The 21,505-nt window shown below is 70.7% G+C and carries 21 protein-coding genes; 12 read left to right on the top strand and 9 right to left on the bottom strand.

Annotated elements, in window-relative coordinates:
• Nucleotides 1-52: 52 nt before the first annotated feature.
• Together ACFY0U_RS12285 and ACFY0U_RS12290 are read right to left on the bottom strand one after the other, a co-directional pair.
• A complete protein-coding gene (locus ACFY0U_RS12285) occupies nt 53-586 on the bottom strand; it encodes a hypothetical protein (protein ID WP_388634333.1) in 534 nt (177 codons plus the stop codon).
• 243 nt (nt 587-829) lie between these two features.
• A complete protein-coding gene (locus ACFY0U_RS12290) occupies nt 830-1,000 on the bottom strand; it encodes a hypothetical protein (RefSeq protein ID WP_266890337.1) in 171 nt (56 codons plus the stop codon).
• 141 nt (nt 1,001-1,141) lie between these two features.
• Between ACFY0U_RS12290 and upp the strand changes: the two genes are divergently transcribed.
• Entirely contained in the window at nt 1,142-1,777 is a 636-nt protein-coding gene (gene upp / locus ACFY0U_RS12295; RefSeq protein WP_171141789.1) for a uracil phosphoribosyltransferase, read from the top strand.
• A gap of 90 nt (nt 1,778-1,867) precedes the next feature.
• Here the strand turns inward: upp and ACFY0U_RS12300 are convergent, their stop codons facing one another.
• The gene (locus ACFY0U_RS12300; RefSeq protein WP_388634039.1) at nt 1,868-2,515 is read right to left on the bottom strand and encodes a LytR C-terminal domain-containing protein; all 648 of its coding nucleotides are present in this window, start codon (nt 2,513-2,515) and stop codon (nt 1,868-1,870) included.
• Nucleotides 2,516-2,613: 98 nt separating this feature from the next.
• Nucleotides 2,614-2,910, bottom strand: a complete 297-nt coding sequence (locus ACFY0U_RS12305; protein WP_003999914.1) for a type II toxin-antitoxin system VapB family antitoxin — start codon at nt 2,908-2,910, stop codon at nt 2,614-2,616.
• Between the two features lie 104 nt (nt 2,911-3,014).
• On the opposite strand from ACFY0U_RS12305, the gene ACFY0U_RS12310 reads away from it, so the two are divergent.
• Entirely contained in the window at nt 3,015-4,628 is a 1,614-nt protein-coding gene (locus tag ACFY0U_RS12310; RefSeq protein WP_388634042.1) for a helicase HerA-like domain-containing protein, read from the top strand.
• A gap of 209 nt (nt 4,629-4,837) precedes the next feature.
• Here ACFY0U_RS12310 and ACFY0U_RS12315 read toward each other — a convergent pair whose 3' ends face one another.
• The 5 genes from ACFY0U_RS12315 to ACFY0U_RS12335 all read right to left on the bottom strand — a co-directional run bounded on the left by ACFY0U_RS12315 (nt 4,838) and on the right by ACFY0U_RS12335 (nt 8,897).
• On the bottom strand, nt 4,838-5,158 hold the full coding sequence (locus ACFY0U_RS12315) for a hypothetical protein (protein WP_388634045.1): 321 nt from the start codon (nt 5,156-5,158) through the stop codon (nt 4,838-4,840).
• Nucleotides 5,159-5,237: 79 nt separating this feature from the next.
• Nucleotides 5,238-5,906, bottom strand: coding sequence for an HdeD family acid-resistance protein (locus tag ACFY0U_RS12320; RefSeq protein WP_388634047.1), 669 nt, complete (start codon nt 5,904-5,906; stop codon nt 5,238-5,240).
• A gap of 55 nt (nt 5,907-5,961) precedes the next feature.
• Nucleotides 5,962-6,555, bottom strand: coding sequence for an HhH-GPD-type base excision DNA repair protein (locus ACFY0U_RS12325; RefSeq protein WP_388634049.1), 594 nt, complete (start codon nt 6,553-6,555; stop codon nt 5,962-5,964).
• Between the two features lie 25 nt (nt 6,556-6,580).
• A complete protein-coding gene (locus ACFY0U_RS12330) occupies nt 6,581-8,077 on the bottom strand; it encodes an FG-GAP-like repeat-containing protein (protein ID WP_388634052.1) in 1,497 nt (498 codons plus the stop codon).
• Between the two features lie 115 nt (nt 8,078-8,192).
• Nucleotides 8,193-8,897, bottom strand: a complete 705-nt coding sequence (locus tag ACFY0U_RS12335) for a siderophore-interacting protein (RefSeq protein ID WP_388634054.1) — start codon at nt 8,895-8,897, stop codon at nt 8,193-8,195.
• A gap of 78 nt (nt 8,898-8,975) precedes the next feature.
• Between ACFY0U_RS12335 and ACFY0U_RS12340 the strand changes: the two genes are divergently transcribed.
• The 10 genes from ACFY0U_RS12340 to ACFY0U_RS12385 all read left to right on the top strand — a co-directional run bounded on the left by ACFY0U_RS12340 (nt 8,976) and on the right by ACFY0U_RS12385 (nt 21,497).
• Nucleotides 8,976-11,030, top strand: a complete 2,055-nt coding sequence (locus ACFY0U_RS12340) for a penicillin acylase family protein (RefSeq protein ID WP_388634057.1) — start codon at nt 8,976-8,978, stop codon at nt 11,028-11,030.
• Nucleotides 11,023-11,616 carry a GNAT family N-acetyltransferase gene (locus ACFY0U_RS12345; RefSeq protein WP_388634059.1) on the top strand — a complete coding sequence of 198 codons (594 nt, stop codon included), beginning with the start codon at nt 11,023-11,025 and terminating at the stop codon, nt 11,614-11,616. Before ACFY0U_RS12340 ends, ACFY0U_RS12345 begins: the two co-directional genes overlap by 8 nt.
• Nucleotides 11,613-12,080, top strand: coding sequence for a cupin domain-containing protein (locus ACFY0U_RS12350; protein WP_388634062.1), 468 nt, complete (start codon nt 11,613-11,615; stop codon nt 12,078-12,080). The genes ACFY0U_RS12345 and ACFY0U_RS12350 overlap by 4 nt, the downstream gene beginning before the upstream one ends.
• Complete coding sequence (locus tag ACFY0U_RS12355; RefSeq protein ID WP_388634065.1) at nt 12,077-12,835, top strand: SDR family NAD(P)-dependent oxidoreductase; 759 nt, start codon at nt 12,077-12,079, stop codon at nt 12,833-12,835. Before ACFY0U_RS12350 ends, ACFY0U_RS12355 begins: the two co-directional genes overlap by 4 nt.
• A 100-nt stretch (nt 12,836-12,935) precedes the next feature.
• The gene (locus ACFY0U_RS12360; RefSeq protein ID WP_388634336.1) at nt 12,936-14,654 is read left to right on the top strand and encodes a copper resistance protein CopC; all 1,719 of its coding nucleotides are present in this window, start codon (nt 12,936-12,938) and stop codon (nt 14,652-14,654) included.
• A gap of 291 nt (nt 14,655-14,945) precedes the next feature.
• Complete coding sequence (locus ACFY0U_RS12365; protein WP_388634068.1) at nt 14,946-16,244, top strand: ABC transporter substrate-binding protein; 1,299 nt, start codon at nt 14,946-14,948, stop codon at nt 16,242-16,244.
• Between the two features lie 5 nt (nt 16,245-16,249).
• Entirely contained in the window at nt 16,250-17,233 is a 984-nt protein-coding gene (locus ACFY0U_RS12370) for a carbohydrate ABC transporter permease (RefSeq protein WP_388634071.1), read from the top strand.
• Entirely contained in the window at nt 17,230-18,114 is an 885-nt protein-coding gene (locus tag ACFY0U_RS12375) for a carbohydrate ABC transporter permease (RefSeq protein ID WP_388634073.1), read from the top strand. Before ACFY0U_RS12370 ends, ACFY0U_RS12375 begins: the two co-directional genes overlap by 4 nt.
• Before the next feature lie 27 nt (nt 18,115-18,141).
• Nucleotides 18,142-19,455 (top strand): glycoside hydrolase family 36 protein, encoded by a 1,314-nt coding sequence (locus ACFY0U_RS12380; protein WP_388634076.1) that lies wholly within the window; start codon nt 18,142-18,144, stop codon nt 19,453-19,455.
• Nucleotides 19,452-21,497, top strand: coding sequence for a beta-galactosidase (locus tag ACFY0U_RS12385; protein ID WP_388634079.1), 2,046 nt, complete (start codon nt 19,452-19,454; stop codon nt 21,495-21,497). The genes ACFY0U_RS12380 and ACFY0U_RS12385 overlap by 4 nt, the downstream gene beginning before the upstream one ends.
• Nucleotides 21,498-21,505 lie beyond the last annotated feature (8 nt).

Genomic DNA, 21,505 nt, shown 5'->3' on the forward strand with positions numbered 1-21,505 from the left:
GCCCGCCAGCGGTCGCGTACCGGGTCCGGGGGGCCCTCGATGGTCTCCCCGGTCAGCGGACGGTCTCCAGGACCTCCGAGGCACCCAGGGACTCGGCGATCTCGGTGAGTGCATCCGTCGACAGGGTTTTCAGCTCCTTCTCGCTGACACCCAGGTCGTCGAGGACGCCGGGGTCGCCGACCGGACCGTGCGGCACGACCTCGGCGGAGCCGGCGCTCTCGGCGTCGTCCCCGTCCTCGTCCTCACCGTCCTCGGTGCCGTCGAGATCGAGGGCGTCCAGGTCGGGTTCGTCGTCCTCGGGCTCCCTTCCGAGCAGTTCGTCGGTGAGCAGGATCTCGCCGTAACTGCTGCGGGCAGCGGCGGCGGCGTCCGAGACGTAGATACGAGGGTCGTCCTCGCCGTCGATGCGGACGACGCCGAACCAGGCGTCCTCCTGTTCGATCAGCACGAGCACCGTGTCGTCCTCGGCCGCGGCTTCCCGGGCGAGATCGGCCAGATCCGACAGCGTCTCCACATTGTCGAGGAGCTCTGTGTCGCTCGCTTCCCACCCGTCTTCGGTGCGCGCGAGCAGTGCGGCGAAGTACACCGTGACTCTCCCACTGGTCATAGGCGTGCCGGTTGGGGGTCCCCCCGGCGGAGGCTATGGGCGGGGAGGTATTGGCTCCGAGCCCCACCCACTCGGAATCGTGGCAGAAACGGAGCGTTCAGGGGACGTCTTCGGCACCCTGTGTCCGCCCGTTTTGATCGTCCACCAGCGGGATCGTACGCGGCCCGGGCGGCCGGGACGTACGCGGGAGCCCGAAGAGAGCGGATCGGCCTGCCAGTTGGCCTACCAGCGGAAGGTGCGCATACGCATCGCGTGACGCAGCCGGGCCGCCTTGGCGCGCCGGGGCTGGACACGGTCGCGCAGTTCACGGGCCTCGGCGAGGTCGCGCAGGAACTGGGCGCGGCGCCTGCGGCGCTCGGCGTCGGTCTCCTGTTGTGACTCCTGGTTCGGCATAGGCTCACCACCCCGTTGCGTCCCTCCCACTTTCCCTCCGACGGGGGGTTTGATGCCAGCGGACGGGTGAAGTGGGGTTTGCCTCAGCGAGGCATGGCGCGCGGGACGCCGGGGACAGCGGGCCCGGTTAATGTTGTGGACATGCGTCTCCACGTCGTCGACCACCCTCTGGTCGCCCACAAGCTCACCACCCTGCGCGACCAGCGCACCGACTCCGCGACCTTCCGCCGGCTGGCCGACGAACTGGTCACCCTGCTCGCCTACGAGGCCACGCGGGACGTGCGCACCGAGGCGGTCGACATCACGACCCCGGTCACCACCACCACCGGCGTCAAGCTCTCCTACCCGCGCCCCCTGGTCGTGCCGATCCTGCGGGCCGGCCTCGGCATGCTCGACGGCATGGTCCGGCTGCTGCCGACCGCCGAGGTGGGCTTCATGGGCATGGTGCGCGACGAGGAGACGCTCCAGGCGTCCACCTACGCCACGCGCATGCCGGAGGACCTCTCCGGGCGTCAGGTGTACGTCCTCGATCCGATGCTCGCCACGGGTGGCACGCTGGTCGCGGCGATCCAGGAGCTGATCAAGCGCGGTGCGGACGATGTGACGGCCGTGGTGCTGCTGGCCGCGCCGGAGGGCGTCGAGGTCATGGAGCGTGAGCTGGCGGGGACGCCGGTGACCGTGGTGACGGCCGCGGTGGACGACCACCTCAACGAGCACGGGTACATCGTGCCGGGGCTGGGCGACGCGGGCGATCGTCTTTACGGCGCCGCGGAGTAAGGGCGCCTTTTCGCCGTAGGGGTGCGGATGCATCGCGACTGACAGCCGATTGGGGCTGGTCGCGCAGTTCTCCGCGCCCCTCAGGTTTCTTCAGCAGGCCTTCTGTGAAGACGTGGGCGTCGGCTGGGGTGCACCCAGCTTGGCCAGTGCCTTGTCCGCCGCCGTCTTCGCCGTCAGGGACTTGAAGCCGGTCCCGATGATCAGGTCGACGTCGGTGCCCTTACGGCTGTCCGCGCGCGCCTCCGCGCCCGTCAGCTGGGTCCCCAGGACCGGCAGCGACGTGCTCACCGCGGACGTGGGGCCGAGCAGTATCCCGGTGCCCTTGACCTTCTTGTCGAACTCCGCGCTCGCGTTGCCCACGTCGCCGATCTTGAAGCCGCGCTTCTTCAGTTCGTCCGCGGTCTTCTTGGCGAGCCCGGCGCGGGGCGTGGCGTTGAAGACGTTGACGGTGATCTGGGCAGGCTTGGGATAGGCCGTGGAGGAGGACGAGGCCGAGGCCGACGGGGACGCTTTGGTCGCGCAGTCCGCCTTGGGGCCGGCCGCCGAGGCCTTGTCGCCGCCGCCGGTGAAGACGTCGATGAGCTGCAGGGTGCCCCAGCCGACCAGACCGAGCGCGGTGACCGAGGCGACCAGGGCGACCACGAGCCGGCCGCGCCGCCGGGGACGGCGCATGCGCGGGTACTTGTCCCCCGTGATCCGGTATTTGCCGCCCATGCCTGGGGGAGTCAGCATGCTCATGGGCGCAGCGTAGTGCGCCGGGGCGGTGATGCCTACTAAATGATCATTGGATCCGGGCCAGAAGAACCCGAAAGGGCCAACCTTTACAAGTTCGCCGCTCAGTCCAGCTCAAGCACACGTGCGTGCAGCACCTGGCGCTGCTGCAACGCCGCCCGTACCGCGCGGTGAAGGCCGTCCTCGAGGTACAGGTCGCCCTGCCACTTCACGACGTGCGCGAAGAGGTCGCCGTAGAACGTGGAGTCCTCGGCGAGCAGGGTTTCCAGGTCGAGCTGGCCCTTGGTCGTCACCAGCTGATCGAGGCGGACCGGGCGCGGTGCGACGTCCGCCCACTGCCGGGTGCTTTCCCGGCCATGGTCGGGGTATGGCCGGCCGTTTCCGATGCGCTTGAAGATCACACGGAAAGCCTACCGGTCAAGACCTTCCGGGCGCAGCCATGGCGACGGAGTGTGATGCTGGAAAAGATGCCGTAAACGGGGGCAAACCGGAACAGGTGCCTGAGATGAGTGACAGCGAGACCATGCCGCAGGCCGCCGCTCCCGAGGCCCCGGGCAGTGCGCCGGCTCTTCCGAAGGAGGCCCTGGAGATCGCCTCCGGGTACGCCTTCACCGGACCCGCCCTCGATCTCGGCGCCCTTCTGTGGGACGGGGCGTGTCTGCCGGACGCGCAGGTCAGGATCCCGCTGCCGATGCTGAACCGGCACGGGCTGGTCGCGGGCGCGACGGGCACCGGCAAGACCAAGACGCTCCAGCTGATCGCCGAGCAGCTCTCCGCGCAGGGCGTGCCGGTCTTCCTCGCGGACATCAAGGGCGACGTGTCCGGGATTTCGGCACCGGGCGCGCGGAACGACAAGGTGCAGGCCCGCGCCGCGGACGTGCACCAGGAGTGGACGGCGACCGGATTCCCGGCCGAGTTCTACGCCCTCGGCGGCCTCGGGCACGGCATTCCCGTGCGGGCGACGATCACGGACTTCGGTCCGCTGCTGCTGTCCAAGGTGCTCCAGCTCAACCAGACCCAGGAGCAGTCGCTCGGCCTGATCTTCCACTACGCCGACACCAAGGGTCTTGAGCTGGTCGACCTCAAGGACCTCAGGGCCGTCGTCACCTTCCTGACCTCGGACGAGGGCAAGAGCGAGCTGAAGGGCATCGGTGGGCTGTCGACCGCGACGGCGGGTGTGATCCTGCGGTCCCTCACCGCGTTCGAGGCGCAGGGGATGGCCGACTTCTTCGGGGAGCCGGAGTTCGACACGAACGAGCTGCTGCGCACGGCCGACGACGGGCGCGGCATGGTCTCCGTCCTCGAACTGCCCGCCGTACAGGACAAACCGCAGCTGTTCTCGACGTTCCTGATGTGGCTCCTCGCCGACCTCTTCCACGATCTGCCCGAGGTCGGGGACGCCGACAAGCCGAAGCTGGTCTTCTTCTTCGACGAGGCGCATCTGCTCTTCAACGACGCCTCGAAGGCGTTCCTGGACTCGATCACGCAGACCGTCCGGCTGATTCGCTCGAAAGGGGTCGGTGTCTTCTTCGTGACGCAGACCCCGAAGGACGTACCCGCCGATGTCCTAGCCCAGCTCGGCAACCGCGTCCAGCACGCGCTCAGGGCCTTCACCCCGGACGACCAGAAGGCGCTGAAGGCCACGGTGAAGACCTTCCCCAACTCGGCGTACGACCTTGAGGAGCTGCTCACCGGGCTCGGGACGGGGGAGGCCGTGGTCACGGTGCTCAGTGAGAAGGGTGCCCCGACACCTGTGGCGGCGACCCGGCTGCGTGCCCCCGAGTCCCTGATGGGCCCCGTCGAGGCCGCCGCCCTCGACGCGGCGGTGCAGGCGTCGCCGTTGCACGCGCGCTATGCACAGGCTGTGGATCGCGAGTCGGCGTTCGAGAAGCTGAACGCGGCGCGGGGCGCGAAGGGGCCGGACGAGATGACGGCCCCTGCCAAGAGGACCGAGTCCAAGGAGCCCCGGCGCAAGGAGTCCAAGGCCAAGGAGGACCCCTCCATGGTCGAACAGGTCGTCGGCAGCGGGGTGTTCAAGTCCCTCGCCCGCTCCCTGGGAACCCAGATCGGCCGCGAGATCACCCGCTCGGTCTTCGGTACGGCACGGCGGAGGCGGTAGCCCCGGAAGGATCCCGGAAGGCCCCGCCTCCGCACCGGCTCAACCGCGCTTCACTTCTTTCACGGGCGGTTTGCTCTCCCGGGGCTGCGGCTTGGGCGCATTGCGGGAGGCCTCGGCGCGCACGAGGGCGCGCAGGACGGCGTACGGGTCGATGGGCATGGTGGTGCTCCTTGCGTCGCTGCTTGACTGACCTCTGGTGCGAGGGCCGGTCAGCAGCGCAGGACCACCGAGCGCAGGGTGTGCAGGGCGTACGGCGGCCGCGGTGGCGCCGGGAGGGGGTGGCCCGCCGGGACGCCGGGCGCCGGGGCGGGCCGGGGCGCGGGGCGCAGGGGGACGACGGGACGGTGGGCGGCGCGGGCCGGTGGCCGCAGGGCGGTGTCCAGGACGTCGTACTCGGCGACCTCACCGGCGACGACGGGGGTGGCGGCGTGGGTGCCGCTGTGGGCGCCGGGGACGAGGAGGGCGAGCAGCAGGACGAACGCCCGTAGCCAGACGCGGCCGCGCGGGAGGGTTCGTGCTGCGGGGTTCACAAAGATCATCTCCCCGTCGGGCGCGGGGTGTTCATCGTCAGGAGGGGCAGATCCCCTCGCACGGCGTACGGGTCGTACATCAGAGCGTCTGCGGAACCTGCTGGGCACGGCCGCGCATACGGATCGCGGTGACGATCTCGACGACGCCGACCACCACCAGCCACCAGCCGCCGACGAGGGTCAGCACGGCGACCGACTCGAAGGGGGAGTCGATGAGCACGACGCCGGCGACGAAGGTGACGACGCCGAGGAAGATCTGCCAGCCGCGGGCGGGCATCGACTTGTCGGAGGCGGCGGCCAGGGTCTGGGTGATGCCGCGGATGAGCCAGCCGATGCCGATCCACAGGGCGAGCAGCAGGATCGACTGCATGGGCCCGCGGAAGCAGAACAGGCCCAGCAGGATCGACAGCGCGCCGCTGATGAAGGCGAGGACGCGCAGCGAGGTCGTCCTGTGTGTGCCGAAGGCGGCGGCCAGCTGGAAGATGCCGCTGATCAGCAGGTAGATGCCGAAGAGGACACCGGCGGCGAAGATCGAGGCGCCGGGCCAGACCAGCACGAGGATCCCGAGGATCAGCGACGCGACCCCGGTGACCAGCACGACCTGCCATGCCGCGCGGGACAGGGCGTGGACGGGCCCCTCGAAGGGTGGCTCGGGTTCATGCGCCGGCCCGGGGTGCGTGCCGGTGGCGTGGACCTTGCGGTCGTCGAACTCCGGGCCCCAGGAGGAGCCGTGCGGTGGCTCGGTCATGGTCCATGCTTGGATCGCGCGGGGCCGCCCCGCACGGTGGGCTGGGCCGATCGGCTTACGTGCCGGCGGCCTTCGCGGCCTTCGCCGCCGCCTTCATCTCCTGCTTGTGCGCCCGCACCTTGACCAGCGACTCCGGGCCGGTGATGTCGGCGACCGAGCGGAAGGACCCGGTCTCGCCGTACGCGCCCGCCGCCTGGCGCCAGCCCTTGGGCTGTACGCCCAGTTGCTTGCCCAGCAGGGCCAGGAAGATCTGCGCCTTCTGCTTGCCGAACCCGGGAAGCTCCTCCAGACGCCGCAGCAGCTCCCGCCCGTCCTCGACGCCCTTCCAGACCAGCTCGGCGTTGCCGTCGTAGTGCTCGACGAGGTACTGGCACAGCTGCTGGATCCGCTTGGCCATGGACCCCGGGTAGCGGTGGACCGCCGGCTTGTCCGAGAGCAGGGCCGCGAAGGCGTCCGGGTCCTGCGCGGCGATCTCGTGCGCGTCGAGGTCGTCCAGGCCGAGCCGGTCCGCGATCGTCCGGGGCCCCTTGAACGCCCACTCCATCGGCACCTGCTGGTCCAGCAGCATCCCGACGAGCGCGGCGAGCGGGGAGCGCCCGAGAAGCTCGTCGGCCTCGGGGTCCTGGGCGAGGTGAAGGGTGACGTCCATGACCCCGATCATGCCCCGGAGTGCGTCAGAGCTCCACGTGAGGACTGGCCAGCGCGGCGCCGAAGTAGCCCTTCACGTTCCGCACGCCGATGCCGACGCTCTTGCCGCACACGTTGACCGAGCCGCTCAGGACGGGGCCGGAGGCGGAGCCGCGGGCCACCCACACACAGCCGTCGCTGTTCTCGGTCGGCGCCCCGACGACCGTCTCGGCCTTGCCGTCCTTGTTGAGGTCGGCGAGGTGGACGGCGGCGCCGAACTGGTCGCCGGTCTCGACGGCGCCGGGGACGCCCGCGGTGTCCTGGGTGTATCCGGCCGCCTTGGTGGTGGTCAGGCCGGAGGCGGAGCCGCGCAGGAGCACGACGGTGCCGGCCAGCTTGCGTGAGCCGACGGCCTCGCTCGGGGCGCCGACGAGGACGTCGGCGTATCCGTCGGCGTTCACGTCGCCGAGGGAGAGCGACTGACCGAACTGGTCGCCGTTCTCGGCGGTGCCGGGGACACCGGCCGTGTCCTGGTGGTAGACCTTCGGCTGCTGGTCGGCGGTGATGCCCTGGGCGCTGCCGTAGAGGACCTGGATCTCGCCGCCGGGACGGGCCCAGCCCGAGGGGCCGCCGGACATGGAGTCGTCCGACGAGATGCCGGTGACGAGGTCGCCGTAGCCGTCGCCGTTGATGTCGCCGATGGCACCGGCGTGGCCGTCTGCGTAAGGGAGTTCGGTGGGCTTGACCGACGACGGGACGGAGTTGGGGCCGTCGGCGCCGTCGTAGACGTACACCGATCCGCGCAGGTCGTCGCCCGAGGGGCCGGGCAGCCAGAACAGTTCGGCCAGACCGTCGCCGTCGACGTCGCCCGCCACCACGCCGCTGGTCCCTCCGAAGAAGTCGTTGCGGACCGTGGCGGCGGCCTTCCCGGTGCGGGTGAAGGGGCCGGTGTAGGTGGCGGCCTCGCACTTGGAGCCGACGGCCAGTTCGGGGTTGCCGTCGCCGTTCATCTCGGCCGTGGCCAGGGAGCGCCCGAAGCCGCAGTACGTCCTGCCCTCTCCGTAGCCGGAGGGCACGGACACGGCTGCCCCGCCCTTCAGCCCGCTCGGCCCACCCCAGACGACGGTCACCGAACCCCGCAGCTCCTGGGCGCCGACGCCCTCGTCCGAAGCCCCGACGATCAGGTCCGCGTACCCGTCCCGGTCGAGGTCCGCGCTGGTCACCGCGGTGCCGAAAGCGTCGTACTCCTCCGGGGTCCCGGGAATCCCGGACGTCGCCTGCGTGATCACCGCCCGCCGCGTGGCGCTCACCCCCGCCCCCGAGCCGCCGTACAGCACGACGACCGAACCGGCCCCCTCCACACTGCCGTTGGCCGCGTACGGCGCCCCGACCGCGAGGTCCCGGTACCCGTCACCGTTGAAGTCGTCCTGGACGGCTGCGGTGTTGGCACCCTTGTAGGGGGCGGCGGCCGATGACGTCACCGGGGTGAGTGTGACGGCGACGGAAGCGGTGAACACGGCGGCTGCCGTGGTTGCTCTGCGCAACGGGACTCCTTGACTCGCGCAACGGACGTCCCTCTCGACACACGAGCACCGCGGATGGTTGTGCTCATGCCGGCGTTCGCGGGGGTGCCCCGCTGCCGGACCTCGCCGAGACCGCTCAGGCCGCCCGCCAGTACCCCAGCGCGTGCAGCCGGTCCTTGGGAACGCCCAGGTCCTTGCGGACGTACGAGGACAGGGTGCGGGTCGTCGTGGTGTCGCAGGCGATCCAGACGTAGGCGTCCGGGTGGGCCTTGAGGAGGTCGGGGAGGTCCTTCTTCACCTCGTCGACGAGGGAGGAGGACGGGCGGACGTCGTGGCGGGAGGGGTCCGTGCGGAAGGGGAGGCCGTCGGTGCCGCCCTCGAACCAGACCGTCGCCGGGGACGAGTCCAGCGCCTCCAGCAGGGAGTTGATGGCGGGCAGGGACGCCGGGTCGCCGATCGCGAAGACGTGGGTCGGTGCCGGGTCGGGGTTCTCGAAGCCGGTGCCGTGGACCGTCGCCTCGATGGTGTCGCCGGGCTTCGCGGTCCGTGCCCAGTCGCTGGCCACGCCCTCGTGGAGGGCGAACTCCAGGCTGAAGGTGCCGGCCGCGGGGTCCGGGTCGACGAGGGTGTAGGCCCGCTGGTGCGGCTTGCCCGCGGCGGAGAACCACAGCCGGACCCACATCGTGGGGTGGACGCCGGTCGCGGCGAGCATGCCGCCGTCGGTGAGGTGGACGCGTCGGTAGCTCGGAGTGACGTCCTCGGCGCCGGTGACGGTGAAGACGTAGTCCTTCGCGCGCAGCAGTTTGAGGACCGCGCCCTCCCAGCCGTGCCCCTGCCCCATCGTCTCTTCACTCCTCGCGTACGATTTCACCACCAGTTACTTAGGTGAGCCTAACCTAAAGCTCAGGAGGGGCACAGAGTGAGCGCCGAGATCTACCGGGATGCCTGGGGTGTCCCGCATCTGCGTGCCGACAGCGTGCGCGAACTCGCCCGTGCCCAGGGCGTCGTCACCGCCCGCGACCGGGCCTGGCAGCTGGAGGTCGAGCGGCACCGGGCCCGCGGCACCTCGGCGTCCCTCCTCGGCCCCGACGCCCTGCCGTGGGACCGGTTCGTGCGGCGGGCCCGGCTCGACGACACCGCGAGACGTTGCTTCGAACATCTGGAGAGACGGGACCCGGAGACGGCCGACTGGGTACGGGCCTACGTCGACGGGATCGACGAAGGCCTCGCCGACGCGACCCTGCCCCTCGGCACCCCCGGCCGCTGGGAGCCCTGGACCCCGCTCGGCGTCTGGCTCTCCGCGCACATCCTCTTCGCCGGATTCCCCGCCAAGCTCTGGCGCGAACAGGCCGTGCAGCACCTCGGCGAGGAGGCCGTCGGACTCTTCGCCATCGACGGTCCCGGCACCTCGGGCAGCAACGGCTGGCTGGTGAGCGGCGAACGGACCGTCACCGGCCAGGCGGTCATCGCCGGCGACCCGCACCGCTTCATCGAGGACCCCGGCGTCTACCAGCAGATCCACCTCTCCTGCCCGGAGTTCGACGTCGTCGGCCTCGCCGTCCCCGGCGTCCCCGGCATCGCCCACTTCGGCCACACCGGCACGGTCGCCTGGGCCATCACCAACGCCATGGCCGACTACCAGGACCTGTACGAGGAGCGGCTGCGACGGACCGGGGCCGGCGTCGAGGCCCTCGGTCCGGACGGGAGTTGGACCCGCGCCTCCCGGCACACCGAGACCATCGAGGTGGCCGGTGAGGAGCCCGTCGAGGTCGAGGTCATCGAGACCGAACGCGGGCCCGTCATCGCGGGCGGCCCGGAAGGGCTCGACGACGGCACACCGCTCGCCCTCAGCCTCCGCACTCCGCCGCGCGTCACCGGCGACCTGGGCTTCGGCACCCTCCTGCCCCTGCTGCGCGCCCGCCGGGTCGCCGACGTGGACCGGGCCTTCGACAGCTGGGCCGAGCCCGTCAACGTCGTCCAGGCCGCCGACACCGAGGGCGGGCTGCTGCACCGGGTCGCGGGCCGGGTCCCGGTGCGGTCCCGGGCCAACCGCACGCGTGTCGTCCCCGCCTGGGAGACCGGCCACGAGTGGCAGGGCTGGCACGACATGCCCCGCGCCGGACTCACCGAGGACGGCGTCGCCGTCATGGCCAACCAGCGGGGCCCGGCGGCACCGCTCGGCGTCGAGTTCGCCCCGCCGCACCGCGCGAACCGCATCGCGGCGCTGCTCGCGGAGAAGGACCAGTGGTCGGCGGGGGACATGCCCGTCCTCCACATGGACACGTATCTGGCTTCCGCCGCCCCCCTGTTGGACCACCTCGCCACCCTCCACGACCTGACCCCGCAGGCCGCCGAGCTCAGGGACACCCTCCTGCGCTGGGACCGCCGCATGGACGCCGACAGCCAGGACGCCGCTCGCTACTCCGCGGTGCGCGGCGCGGTCGTACGCCGGCTCGCCGCCCACCCCGCGTTCGCCGCGCTGACCGCCCCGCCCGCCTACCCCGAGGTCCTCCTCCCCTGGCTCGGACTGACCCCACGCATCGGCTACGCCCTCGAACACCTGCTGCGCGCCGAGGAGTTGTACGGCATCGACCGCCCCGCCGAGATCCGCGCGGCCGTCGAGGAGGTGGCCGCCGGGAAGCCTTCCGCGACCTGGGGCGAGACCCACCGCCTGTACCCGTGGCGGGCGTTGCCGGACACGACGTTCGACGAACCCGGTCTGTCCGGCGACCACGACTGCGTGCTGTGCACCTCCGCCGTGCCCGGACTGACCGACCTGGCCGCGCGCGGTCCGGCCGCCCGCTACGTGTGGGACCTGGCCCGGCGCGAGGACAGTCGCTGGGTGGTGCCGTTCGGCGCCTCGGGCGTGCCCGGCTCACCGCATCACCGTGATCAACTGCCCCTGTGGCTCGCGGGCGACCTCGTCCCGGTCGTCACCGACTTCGAACAGCTCAGCAAGGAGAGCGATGTCTGACACCTACGTCCACGAGCAGGAGGTCGACGGCTTCGGCACCGTCCGTGTGCGCACCCTCGACGCGAAGGGCGACGCGGAGGTGGTGCACGGCTGGGTCAGCGAGGAACGGGCCGCGTTCTGGGGGATGAACGGCCTCACCCAGGACCAAGTGACCGAGATATACGCCCACATGGACACCCTCGACACCCACCACGCCTATCTGCTGGAGAAGGACGGCGAGCCGGTCGGACTGCTCCAGACCTATGAACCGGAGGCCGACCGGGTCAGCGAGTGCTACCCCGTCGAGCCCGGTGACATCGGCGTTCATCTGCTCCTGGCGCCCGCCGGAGCCGAGGGCGGGCGAGCGGGCTGGTCCTCCGCGCTGCTGGGGGCCGTCGCGTCGTACGTCCTGCTCGGCCTGGACCGCAGGCGGGTCGTGGTCGATCCGGACGTGCGCAACGAGCGGGCGATCGCCCGGTTCCTGCGACAGGGGTTCGTGGCCGGGGAGCGGGTCGTGCTGCCGGAGATCGACATCCCGGACGTGTACCTGCCCGAGAAGCACGCCCAACTGGCCTTCCTGACCCGGGAGGTAGCCTTCCCGGGGTGACCCCACAAGACCTCGTCGCCCACTACGGACTGGAGCCGATTCCGCGTGAGGGGGGCCTGTTCCGCCGTACCTGGGCGGGCCCCGAGCGCGCGGACGGCAGACCGGAGGGCTCGGCCATAGTCGTCCTGCTCACCGCCGACGACTTCTCCGCCCTGCACCGCCTGCCCAGTGACGAGGTCTGGCACTTCTACCTCGGCGACCCCCTGGAACTCCTCCTCCTGTCCCCCGACGGCACATCGAGCGCTCCGGTGCTCGGGCCCGACGTCCTCGCCGGCCAGCACGTCCAGCTGACCGTCCCCGCCGGCACCTGGATGGGTGCGCGGACCCGGGGCGCGTGGACGTTCTTCGGCTGCACGATGGCTCCCGGGTTCACCTACGAGGGGTATGAGCACGGGGAGTCCGAGGCTCTGGTGGCGCGTTACCCCGCCGAGGCCGACCGGATCGCGGCACTGTGCCGTCCATGAGACTCCTCGAAGGACAGGTCGCCCTCGTCACGGGCGCGGGCGGCGGCATCGGGCGGGGGATCGCGGTGCGGTTCGCCGAGCAGGGGGCCGCCGCGGTCGTCGTGCACTGCCGTACGGCGGTGGCGGCGGCGGAGGAAGTGGCGGCCCTGGTCCGGGAGTCGGGGGCGCGGTCCGTCGTGCTCCAGGCGGAGCTGAGGGACGAGGACGACTGCCGCGAGCTGGTCCGGGAGGCGGACGCGTGGGGCGGCGGACTGACCGCGCTGGTCAACAACGCGGGGGTGCAGCCGGTGCGGGAGCTGCCGGGGATGACGGCCGCCGAGTGGCGGGAGGTCGTCGACACCAACCTGACGAGCGCCTTCGCGTGCACCCAGGCGGCCGCGGAGGTCATGGCGCACGGCGGCGGTTCGGTGACGCACATCGCCTCCATCGAGGCGCACGCCCCCGCCGCCGGACACGCCCACTACTGCGCGTCCAAGGCCGCCCTGGTGATGCACGCCCGGTCGGCGGCCCTGGAGTACGGGCCGCGCGGCATCCGCGTCAACAGCGTCTCGCCCGGGCTCATCGACCGGGAAGGGCTGGCGCGGGACTGGCCGGAGGGCGTGGAGCGGTGGCACGCGAAGGCGCCCCTGGGCCGGCTCGGTCGCCCCGAGGACATCGGCGACGCCTGTGTGTTCCTCGCCTCGCCGCTCGCGTCCTGGATCACCGGGCAGGATCTGGTCGTCGACGGGGGAGTGTCGGCGCGGCCCACGTGGTGAGTGTTCCGGCGCCGTCGTGCGTACATAACCCGGAGCTGCGGGACGGAGTGCGGACGTGGAGCGTGACGGTGGACGAGGACGGCGGCGAGTTCAAGGGCTGGTGCTGCTGGGCACCGTGCTGGTCCTGCTCCTCTTCGGCGGCGCGGGATCGGCGTCGGCCCATGCCGCCCTCCGCTCCACCGACCCCGAGGACGGAACCGTCCTCAAGTCCGCCCCCGCGTACATCACCCTGACCTTCACCGAGTCCGTCGGTCTGCTCGACGACTCCTTCCGCGTGCTGAGCCCGAAGAACGAGCGGGTGCGCACGGGGGAGGCCGAGCATGTCCCGGGGAGCCCGGACACCGCCCGGGTGTCGCTGCCTACCGGCGGGCTCGGCGAGGGCACCTTCACGGTGGCCTGGCGGGTCGTCTCGGCGGACAGCCACCCGGTGTCGGGGGCGTTCACCTTCTCCGTCGGCAAGCCCTCGGCGACCGCGGTGACCGTGGACCCGGGACCCGTGGAGAACCCGGCCACGAACGGCCTCTACAACATCGCCCGCTACCTGGCCTATCTCGCGGTGGCCCTGCTCATCGGCACGGCGGTCTTCCTCGCGGTGTGCCGTCCGGCGGACGCGAGCATCCTGCCCAGGCTGCTGCGGGTGGGCTGGTGGACGCTGGCGGGCGCCACGGTCGCGCTGTTCGTGCTGCGGGCGCCCTACGAGGCCGGCACGGGCCCCGCGACGGCCTTCGACGCCGCCGCCTTCGAACGGACGGCGACGAGCCGGCCGGGGCTGGTACTGCTGGCCCGGCTGGTGCTGCTCGCACTGACGGCGCTCTTCCTCCTACGGCTGTTCCGGCACCGCCGCTCCTCCTACGCGATCGGCGCCGCCCTCGCCCTCGGTCTCGCCCTCACCTGGGCCGCCGGTGAGCACGCCTCCGCCGGCATCCAGGTGCCCGTGGCGATGGCCTCCTCGGTCCTGCACGTCCTGGCGATGGCGGCCTGGCTGGGCGGTCTGACGGCACTGGTCGTCACGCTGTACCGGGCCGCGGTCGTCGAACCGGCCACGGTCACCCGTTTCTCCCGCCTGGCCTTCGCCTCCGTGACCGTCCTGGTCCTCACCGGCGTCTACCAGTCCTGGCGGGGCCTCGGCTCCTGGAGCGCGCTGACCGACACGACGTACGGGCGGCTCCTGGTCGCCAAGCTGACCGTGGTGGTCGTGCTGCTGACGGCGGCCGGGTTCTCGCGGCTGTGGACGGTACGGCTGGCGACGGCGGACGCGCGGACCGCCGTACCGGAACGGGTGCCGGAGCCGGTGGGCGGGCCGCCGCTGCCGGAGGCGCCCGAGGAGCCGCCGGTGGTTCCGGACCGCCGCGGTCTGCGCCGGTCCGTCCTCGCCGAAGTCACCATCGGCGTCGTGGTGCTGGTGATCACGACCGTGCTCACCGGTACCGTGCCGGGCCGTGCGGAGGCGGAGGCCGCCGAGAGCCCCGCGGCTACCGGGCTGCCCGTCGCGTCCGTCTCCTACGTCCCCTTCGACATCGGCGGCGCCCGGGGCAAGGTGCAGATCACCCTCGACCCGGGCCGGGTCGGCCGGAACTCGGTGGAAGCGGTGGTCCTCGACGCCGAGGGCGGTTTCGCGATCGTCCCCGAGCTGCGCCTCTCCTTCACCCTCCCGTCCCAGGACATCGGCCCGCTGGACGCCAAGCTGACCGACAAGGGCGGCTATTGGGGAACCGGCGACCTCGATCTGCCGATCGCCGGCACCTGGGAGATGAAGGTGACGGTCCGCGTCTCCGAGATCGACCAGGTGAGCGTGACGAAGTCCGTGGTGATCGGCTAGGGCAGCACCTGGCAGAGCTGGTGCAGATCGGCGGTACCCGTCTTCGGACCCGGCCCTGTCCGTGGCCGGAAGCCGGCGGCTTGTTCGACCGGTCGAAGGTGATTCGGACGATCGGATCGATCTTGGATGTGTCGGTCACGTTTCCACAAAGGTGACATGCGCCTCTTGACGCATGACAGGACATACGGCTGTCATTACGCAACCGTGTTCGGTCAAGTTGATTTCTGGTCGGTTACGACGGACTTCGACACCCTCCCTGCCTGGCCGAAACCCTGTCCCCAGGAGCCGTTCATGCCCGACTTCTCCCTCCCCTCCGCGAGCCGCCGCTCCGTCCTGCGCGGCATAGGCGGCGCCGCCGTTCTCGGTGCCGGCATCCCCCTGCTGAGCGCCTGCGGCGGCAGCGGAGCCTCGTCCGACCCGAAGACGGTCACCCTCGGCTCCAAGGCGTCCGACCCGGTGCCGAAGAAGGCCTTCGCGGACATCTACGCGGCCTTCAAGAAGGACTCCGGGATCACGGTCGACGTGAACACCAAGGACTCCAACACCTTCCAGGAGCAGATCAACGCCTACCTCCAGGGCACACCGGACGACGTGTTCACCTGGTTCGCCGGCTACCGCATGCAGTTCTTCGCGGCCAAGGGACTGGCCACGCCGATCGACGACGTGTGGAAGACGATCGGGGGCAACTTCCCCGAGGCGATGCACAAGCTCAGCAAGGGCGAGGACGGCAAGTACTACTTCGTGCCGCTGTACTCGTACCCCTGGGCGGTCTTCTACCGGAAGAGCGTCTTCCAGCAGTACGGCTACGAAGTCCCCACCACCTGGGACGCCTTCGTCGCCCTGTGCAAGCAGATGGAGAAGGACAAGCTGGTCCCGATCGCCTTCGGCGACAAGGACGCCTGGCCCGCGCTCGGCACCTTCGACCAGATCAATTTCCGCCAGAACGGCTACGACTTCCACGTCGACCTGATGGCCGGAAAGGCCTCCTGGACCGACGCCAAGGTGCGCAAGGTCTTCGACCTGTGGACCGAGATCCTCCCCTACCACCAGGAAGGCGCCACCGGCCGCACCTGGCAGGACGCGGCGCAGACGCTCGCCTCCAAGAAGGCCGGCATGTACCTGCTGGGCACCTTCGTGGCCCAGCAGTTCACCGACAAGGCCGCCCTGGACGACCTCGACTTCTTCGCCTTCCCCGAGATCGACCCGGCGTACGGCCAGGACACCGTCGAGGCCCCGACCGACGGCTTCATGCTCTCCAAGAGCCCGAAGAACAAGGCCGGCGCGGTCAAGCTCCTGGAGTACCTGGGCACCACGGCCGCCGAGGACATCTACCTCAAGGCCGACCCGAGCGTCGTCCACGCCGCCACCGGCGCCGACACCTCCTCGTACACCGCCCTCCAGAAGAAGGCGTACGAGATGATCTCCGGCGCGAAGAGCCTCACGCAGTTCATGGACCGTGACAGCCGTCCGGACTTCACCTCGACGGTGATGCAGCCCGCGCTCCAGAAGTTCGTGCGCGACCCCAAGGGCATCGACAGTCTGCTGACCTCGATCGAGCGCCAGAAGAAGACGATCTTCGCGTCCAGCTGACCACGATGACCACCGACACCACCCCCACGAAGTCCCCGGAGGCGGCCCCCGAGCCGCCTTCGGGCGCTGCCCCGGTCACGAGGCGGGTCCCGCAGGGCCATGCGCGCCTGCTGACCCGCCGTGACCGGCTCACGCTCGGCCTGATGGCCGGCCTGCCGACGATCCTGCACGTGGCCCTGGTCTGGGTCACCGCGCTCGCGTCGATCCTCCTCGCCTTCACCTCCTGGAACGGCATCGGCTTCGACTCCATCCAGTGGGTCGGGCTCGAGAACTTCAAGGAACTGTTCACCAACAACCCGCAGTTCTGGCCCGCCGTGGAGCACAACGTCATCTGGTTCGTGGTGCTCATCTGCATCCCGACCCCGCTGGGCCTGTTCCTGGCCGTCCAGCTGGACAAGAAGATCCGCTTCAGCCGCGTCTACCAGACCGCGTTCTTCCTGCCGGTCGTGCTGTCCATGGCCGTCATCGGCTTCGTCTGGCAGCTCGTCTACAACCCCGACACCGGCCTGATCAACAGCCTCATCGGCGCCAACCAGCCCGGCCACTACATCGACTGGATCGGCGACCCGGACCTCAACCTCTGGGCGATCCTCATCGCGGCGTCCTGGCGGCACACCGGCTACATGATGATCCTCTACCTGGCCGGCCTCAAGGGCGTCGACCCGTCGCTGCGGGAGGCGTCCGCGCTGGACGGCGCCAACGAGTGGCAGACGTTCAAGAACGTCATCTTCCCCACCCTGCGCCCCACCAACACCGTGGTGCTGGTCGTGACGATCATCGAGGCGCTGCGCGCCTTCGACCTGGTCTTCGTCTTCAACAAGGGCGCCGAGGGCACCGAGCTGCTGTCGATCCTCGTGACCAACAACATCATCGGTGAGTCCAGCCGGATCGGATACGGCTCCGCGATCGCGGTCGTGCTGCTGCTGATCTCGCTCGTCGTGATCATCCCGTACCTGGTGAGCACCTTCCGGAAGGAGCGGCGCGCATGAGCACCCTGACTCTCAAGAAGCCGAAGACGCCGCTGCGCCCCGCGCGGGTTGTGCTGCACGTCGTCCTGGCCACCATGGCCCTGGCGTGGCTCGCCCCTCTCCTGTGGGCGGTCTACGCGGCCCTGCGCCCCTACGCGGAGACCAGCGAGAAGGGCTATGTGTCCTGGCCGGACTCCCTGAGCCTGGACAACTTCACCAACGCCTTCGAGCAGTCCGACATGACGCACTACTTCGTCAACACGCTGCTCATCGCCATACCCGCGGTCCTGCTGACCCTCTTCCTGTCCTCGATGGTCGCCTTCTACGTCAGCCGCTTCGACTTCCGCCTCAACCTCGCCCTGCTGCTCGTCTTCACCGCCGGCAACCTGCTCCCCCAGCAGGTCATCATCACCCCGCTCTACCGCCTCTACCTGCTCATCGACCTGCCCGGCATCACCATGAGCGGCAAGCTCTACGACTCCGCACTCGGCCTGGTCCTCATCCACGTGGCGTTCCAGTCCGGCTTCTGCGCGTTCGTGCTCAGCAACTACATGCGCTCCCTCCCGCACGAACTGACCGAAGCCGCCCTCGTCGACGGCGCCTCCGTATGGCGCCAGTACTGGCAGATCGTCCTCCCGCTGTGCAAACCCGCCATGGCCGCCCTCGGCACACTGCTCTCGATCTGGATCTACAACGACTTCTTCTGGGCCCTGGTCCTGATCTCCACCGGCGAGAACATGCCGATCACCTCGGCCCTCAACAACCTCTCCGGCACGTACTTCACGGACCCGAACCTGGTGGCGGCGGGTGCGCTGCTCACCGCGATCCCGACCCTGATCGTCTACTTCGTACTGCAACGGCAGTTCGTGAGCGGTCTGACGCTCGGTGCCAACAAGGGCTGACCGCCCTTCACTTGAAAGAGAACCACCGTGTCCCACTCCTTCACCCCGGTCGCCTCCGTGCCCGTGGACGCGCGCAACGCCCGTGTCCACGAGGAGGGTTGGCAGTCCTGGAGCCCCAGCGGCGCCTACGCCCTCGGTGACAAGCCGTACCGCCCGACCGACGACAACTGGGCCACGGTCTGCTACCGCCCCGGCGTCACCGTCCCCGCGGGCACCTTCCAGGGCGAGGGCCTGCTGGCCCTGGACCCGGGCGACGGCTCCGCGGTCCGCCTCTGGGCCGCGGTGGACCCGACCCGGGAGGTCCCGTCGATCCGTCTGGTCGTCACCGGCGAGGCGGCGGAGATCAGCGCCGACGGTCCGGTGAAGGAGTGGACGGGCACGGACATCCAGGAGGTGCTGGGCAGTTGGGCGGCCTCCCTGGAGGTCGCGCCCCCGCGCCCGGCGCCCACCGTCTGGTGCTCCTGGTACGAGTACTTCACCCAGGTCACCGAGGACGACATCCACGAGAACCTGCGGGCGATGGACACCCTCGACCTGCCCATCGACGTGGTCCAGATCGACGACGGCTACCAGAAGGCCCTCGGCGACTGGCTCACCCTCTCCGGCCGCTTCCGCTCCCGCCGGGGCATCGCGGACGCGATCCGGGCGCGGGGCCGCCGGGCGGGCATCTGGACGGCACCCTTCCTCGTCGACCCAGCGAGCGACCTGGCCGCCGAGCACCCCGACTGGCTGGTCAAGGATCTCGACGGCGGCTTCCTGCACGCCGGCCGCAACTGGGGCCACGACCTGTGCGTCCTGGACACGACCCACCCGGAGGCGGCGGAGTACCTGGCGAACGTCTTCCGCACCCTCCGCTCCGAGGGCTACGACTACTTCAAGGTCGACTTCCTCTACGCGGGCGCCCTGGAGGGCGTACGACACTCCGACGCGGACCCCCTCACGGCGTACCGCCAGGGCATCGAGCTGATCCGCGAGGCGATCGGCGACGACGCGTACCTGCTCGGCTGCGGCGCCCCGCTCCTCGCCTCCATCGGCCTCTTCGACGCCATGCGCGTCAGCCCCGACACGGCCCCGCACCGCCGCCCCGAGGCCGACGACTACAGCCAGCCCGGCCAGGACCCGGCGGAGTTCACGGGCGCCGGCCGCCAGTGGCAGCACGGCCGGTTCTGGGTCAACGACCCCGACTGTCTGATGGCCCGCCCCGCCGTGGAGACCCGTGAGCGCTGGGCGGCCCATGTCGAGGCGACCGGCGGGCTGATGGCGTCGAGCGACCGGCTGCTGTCCCTGGACCAGTGGGGTGTGGAGACGACCCGCCGGCTCCTGGGCGGAGACGCCCGATGATCCCGCGGGGCATCGCCTACGGCGGTGACTACAACCCCGAGCAGTGGCCCGAGGAGGTCTGGGCCGAGGACATGCGCCTCATGGCCGAGGCCGGGGTGACCATGGTCAGCGTCGGCATCTTCTCCTGGGCGCTGTTGGAGCCGAAGGAGGGCGAGTACGACTTCACCCTCCTGGACCGAGTCCTCGGCATGCTCCACTCCCACGGCATCGCCGCCGACCTGGCGACCCCGACGGCGGCACCGCCCGCCTGGTTCTTCGTCAAGCACCCCGAGGCGCTGCCCGTGGACAAGGACGGCAGGGGACTTTCGTACGGCAGCCGTCAGACGTTCTGCCCGTCGAGCCCGGCGTATCGGGAGGCGGCGCTGCGGATGGCGGGGGAGCTGGGACGGCGGTACGCCGAGCATCCGGCGGTCGTGATGTGGCACGTCCACAACGAGTACGGCTGTCACAACGCGGAGTGCTACTGCGAGGAGAGCGCGGCGGCGTTCCGGGTCTGGCTGCGCGAGAGGTACGGCGGCCTTGATGCGCTCAACGACGCCTGGGGCACCCGCTTCTGGAGCCAGTGGTACTACGACTGGGACGAGATCATCCCACCCCGCGCCACGGGCGCCGTCCCCAACCCCACCCACCAGCTGGACTGGCGCCGCTTCTGCAGCGACGCGCTGCTCTCGCTGTGCGAGGCGGAGCGCGAGGTGCTGCGGGAGGCGGCGCCGGAGATCCCCGCGACCACCAACTTCATGGTGATGCACAACTTCGACGCACTGGACTACTGGCGCTGGGCCCCGAAGCTGGACGTGGTCTCCAACGACCACTACCTCCAGTCCACGGACCCCGAGTCGCACATCGACCTCGCGCTCAGCGGCGACCTGGTCCGCTCGCTGGCCGGCGGGCCCTGGCTGCTGATGGAGCACTCGACGGGCGCGGTGAACTGGCAGCCGGTCAACCGGGCGAAGGGACCTGGGGAGTTGCGCCGCAATGCCCTCGCCCACGTGGCCCGGGGGGCCGACGGCATCGCCTACTTCCAGTGGCGGGCGGCGAAGGCGGGCGCCGAGCAGTGGCACTCCGCGATGCTGCCGCACGCGGGGACCGACAGTCAGATCTGGCGTGACGTGGTCCGATTGGGCGCGGATCTGCGGGCGTTGGCGGAGGTGCGGGGCGCCACGGTCCCGGCACAGGTGGCCATCGTCTGGGACTGGAACGCCCGTTGGGCCCTGGAACTGCCCTCGCAGCCGAGCGCGGAGGTGCGTTTCCAGGAGCTGGTCCGTGCCTGGTACGAGCCGTTGTGGCGGTCGGGCGTCGCGGTGGACTTCGTCCACCCGGAGGCGGACCTGTCGTCGTACCGTCTGGTCCTGGCGCCCTCGCTCTACCTGGTCGACGACGAGGGCGCGGCGAATCTGACCGGCTTCGCGGAGCGCGGCGGCACGCTGGCCGTGGGCTTCCACAGCGGGGCGGTCGACACCAACTGCCATGTGCGGCTGGGGGGTTACCCGGGCGCGTTCCGTGAGGCGCTCGGGGTGCGCACGGACGAGCTGTTCCCGCTGCTGCCGGGTGAGTCGGTGGAGCTGAGTTCCTCGGACGGCGGTGCCACGGGGACGCTGTGGTCGGAGCGGGTGCGGCTGGAGGGCGCGGAGGCCGTGTCGACGTACACGCGGGGCCCGCTGGACGGCGTACCCGCGGTGACCCGCAACTCCTTCGGTGCGGGCACCACCTGGTACCTGGCCACCCGGCCGGACCCGGCGACGCTCGCCGCCCTCCTCGACCGCATCCGCACGGAGGCGGGCGTGATGCCGGTCCTCAGCGCCCCGGAGGGCGTGGAGGCGGTGCTGCGGCGAGGCACGGACGCGGACTACCTCTTCCTGATCAACCACACCGAGGCGGCCGCGGAGATCTCCGTGTCCGGCGAGGCCACCGAGCTGCTCACCGGAAAGCCGGTGCCTGAACTGGTCACCGTCCCGGCGGGCGAGGTGGCGGTGGTGAGGGAGCCGCGCGCGGCGATGAGTTCTCGGCCCCTCACCGGTCGTACGTCCGACACCTTCTCCTGAGAGGACAC

This window comes from Streptomyces sp. NPDC001536 (genome assembly GCF_042894505.1).
Taxonomy (GTDB): Bacteria; Actinomycetota; Actinomycetes; order Streptomycetales; family Streptomycetaceae; genus Streptomyces.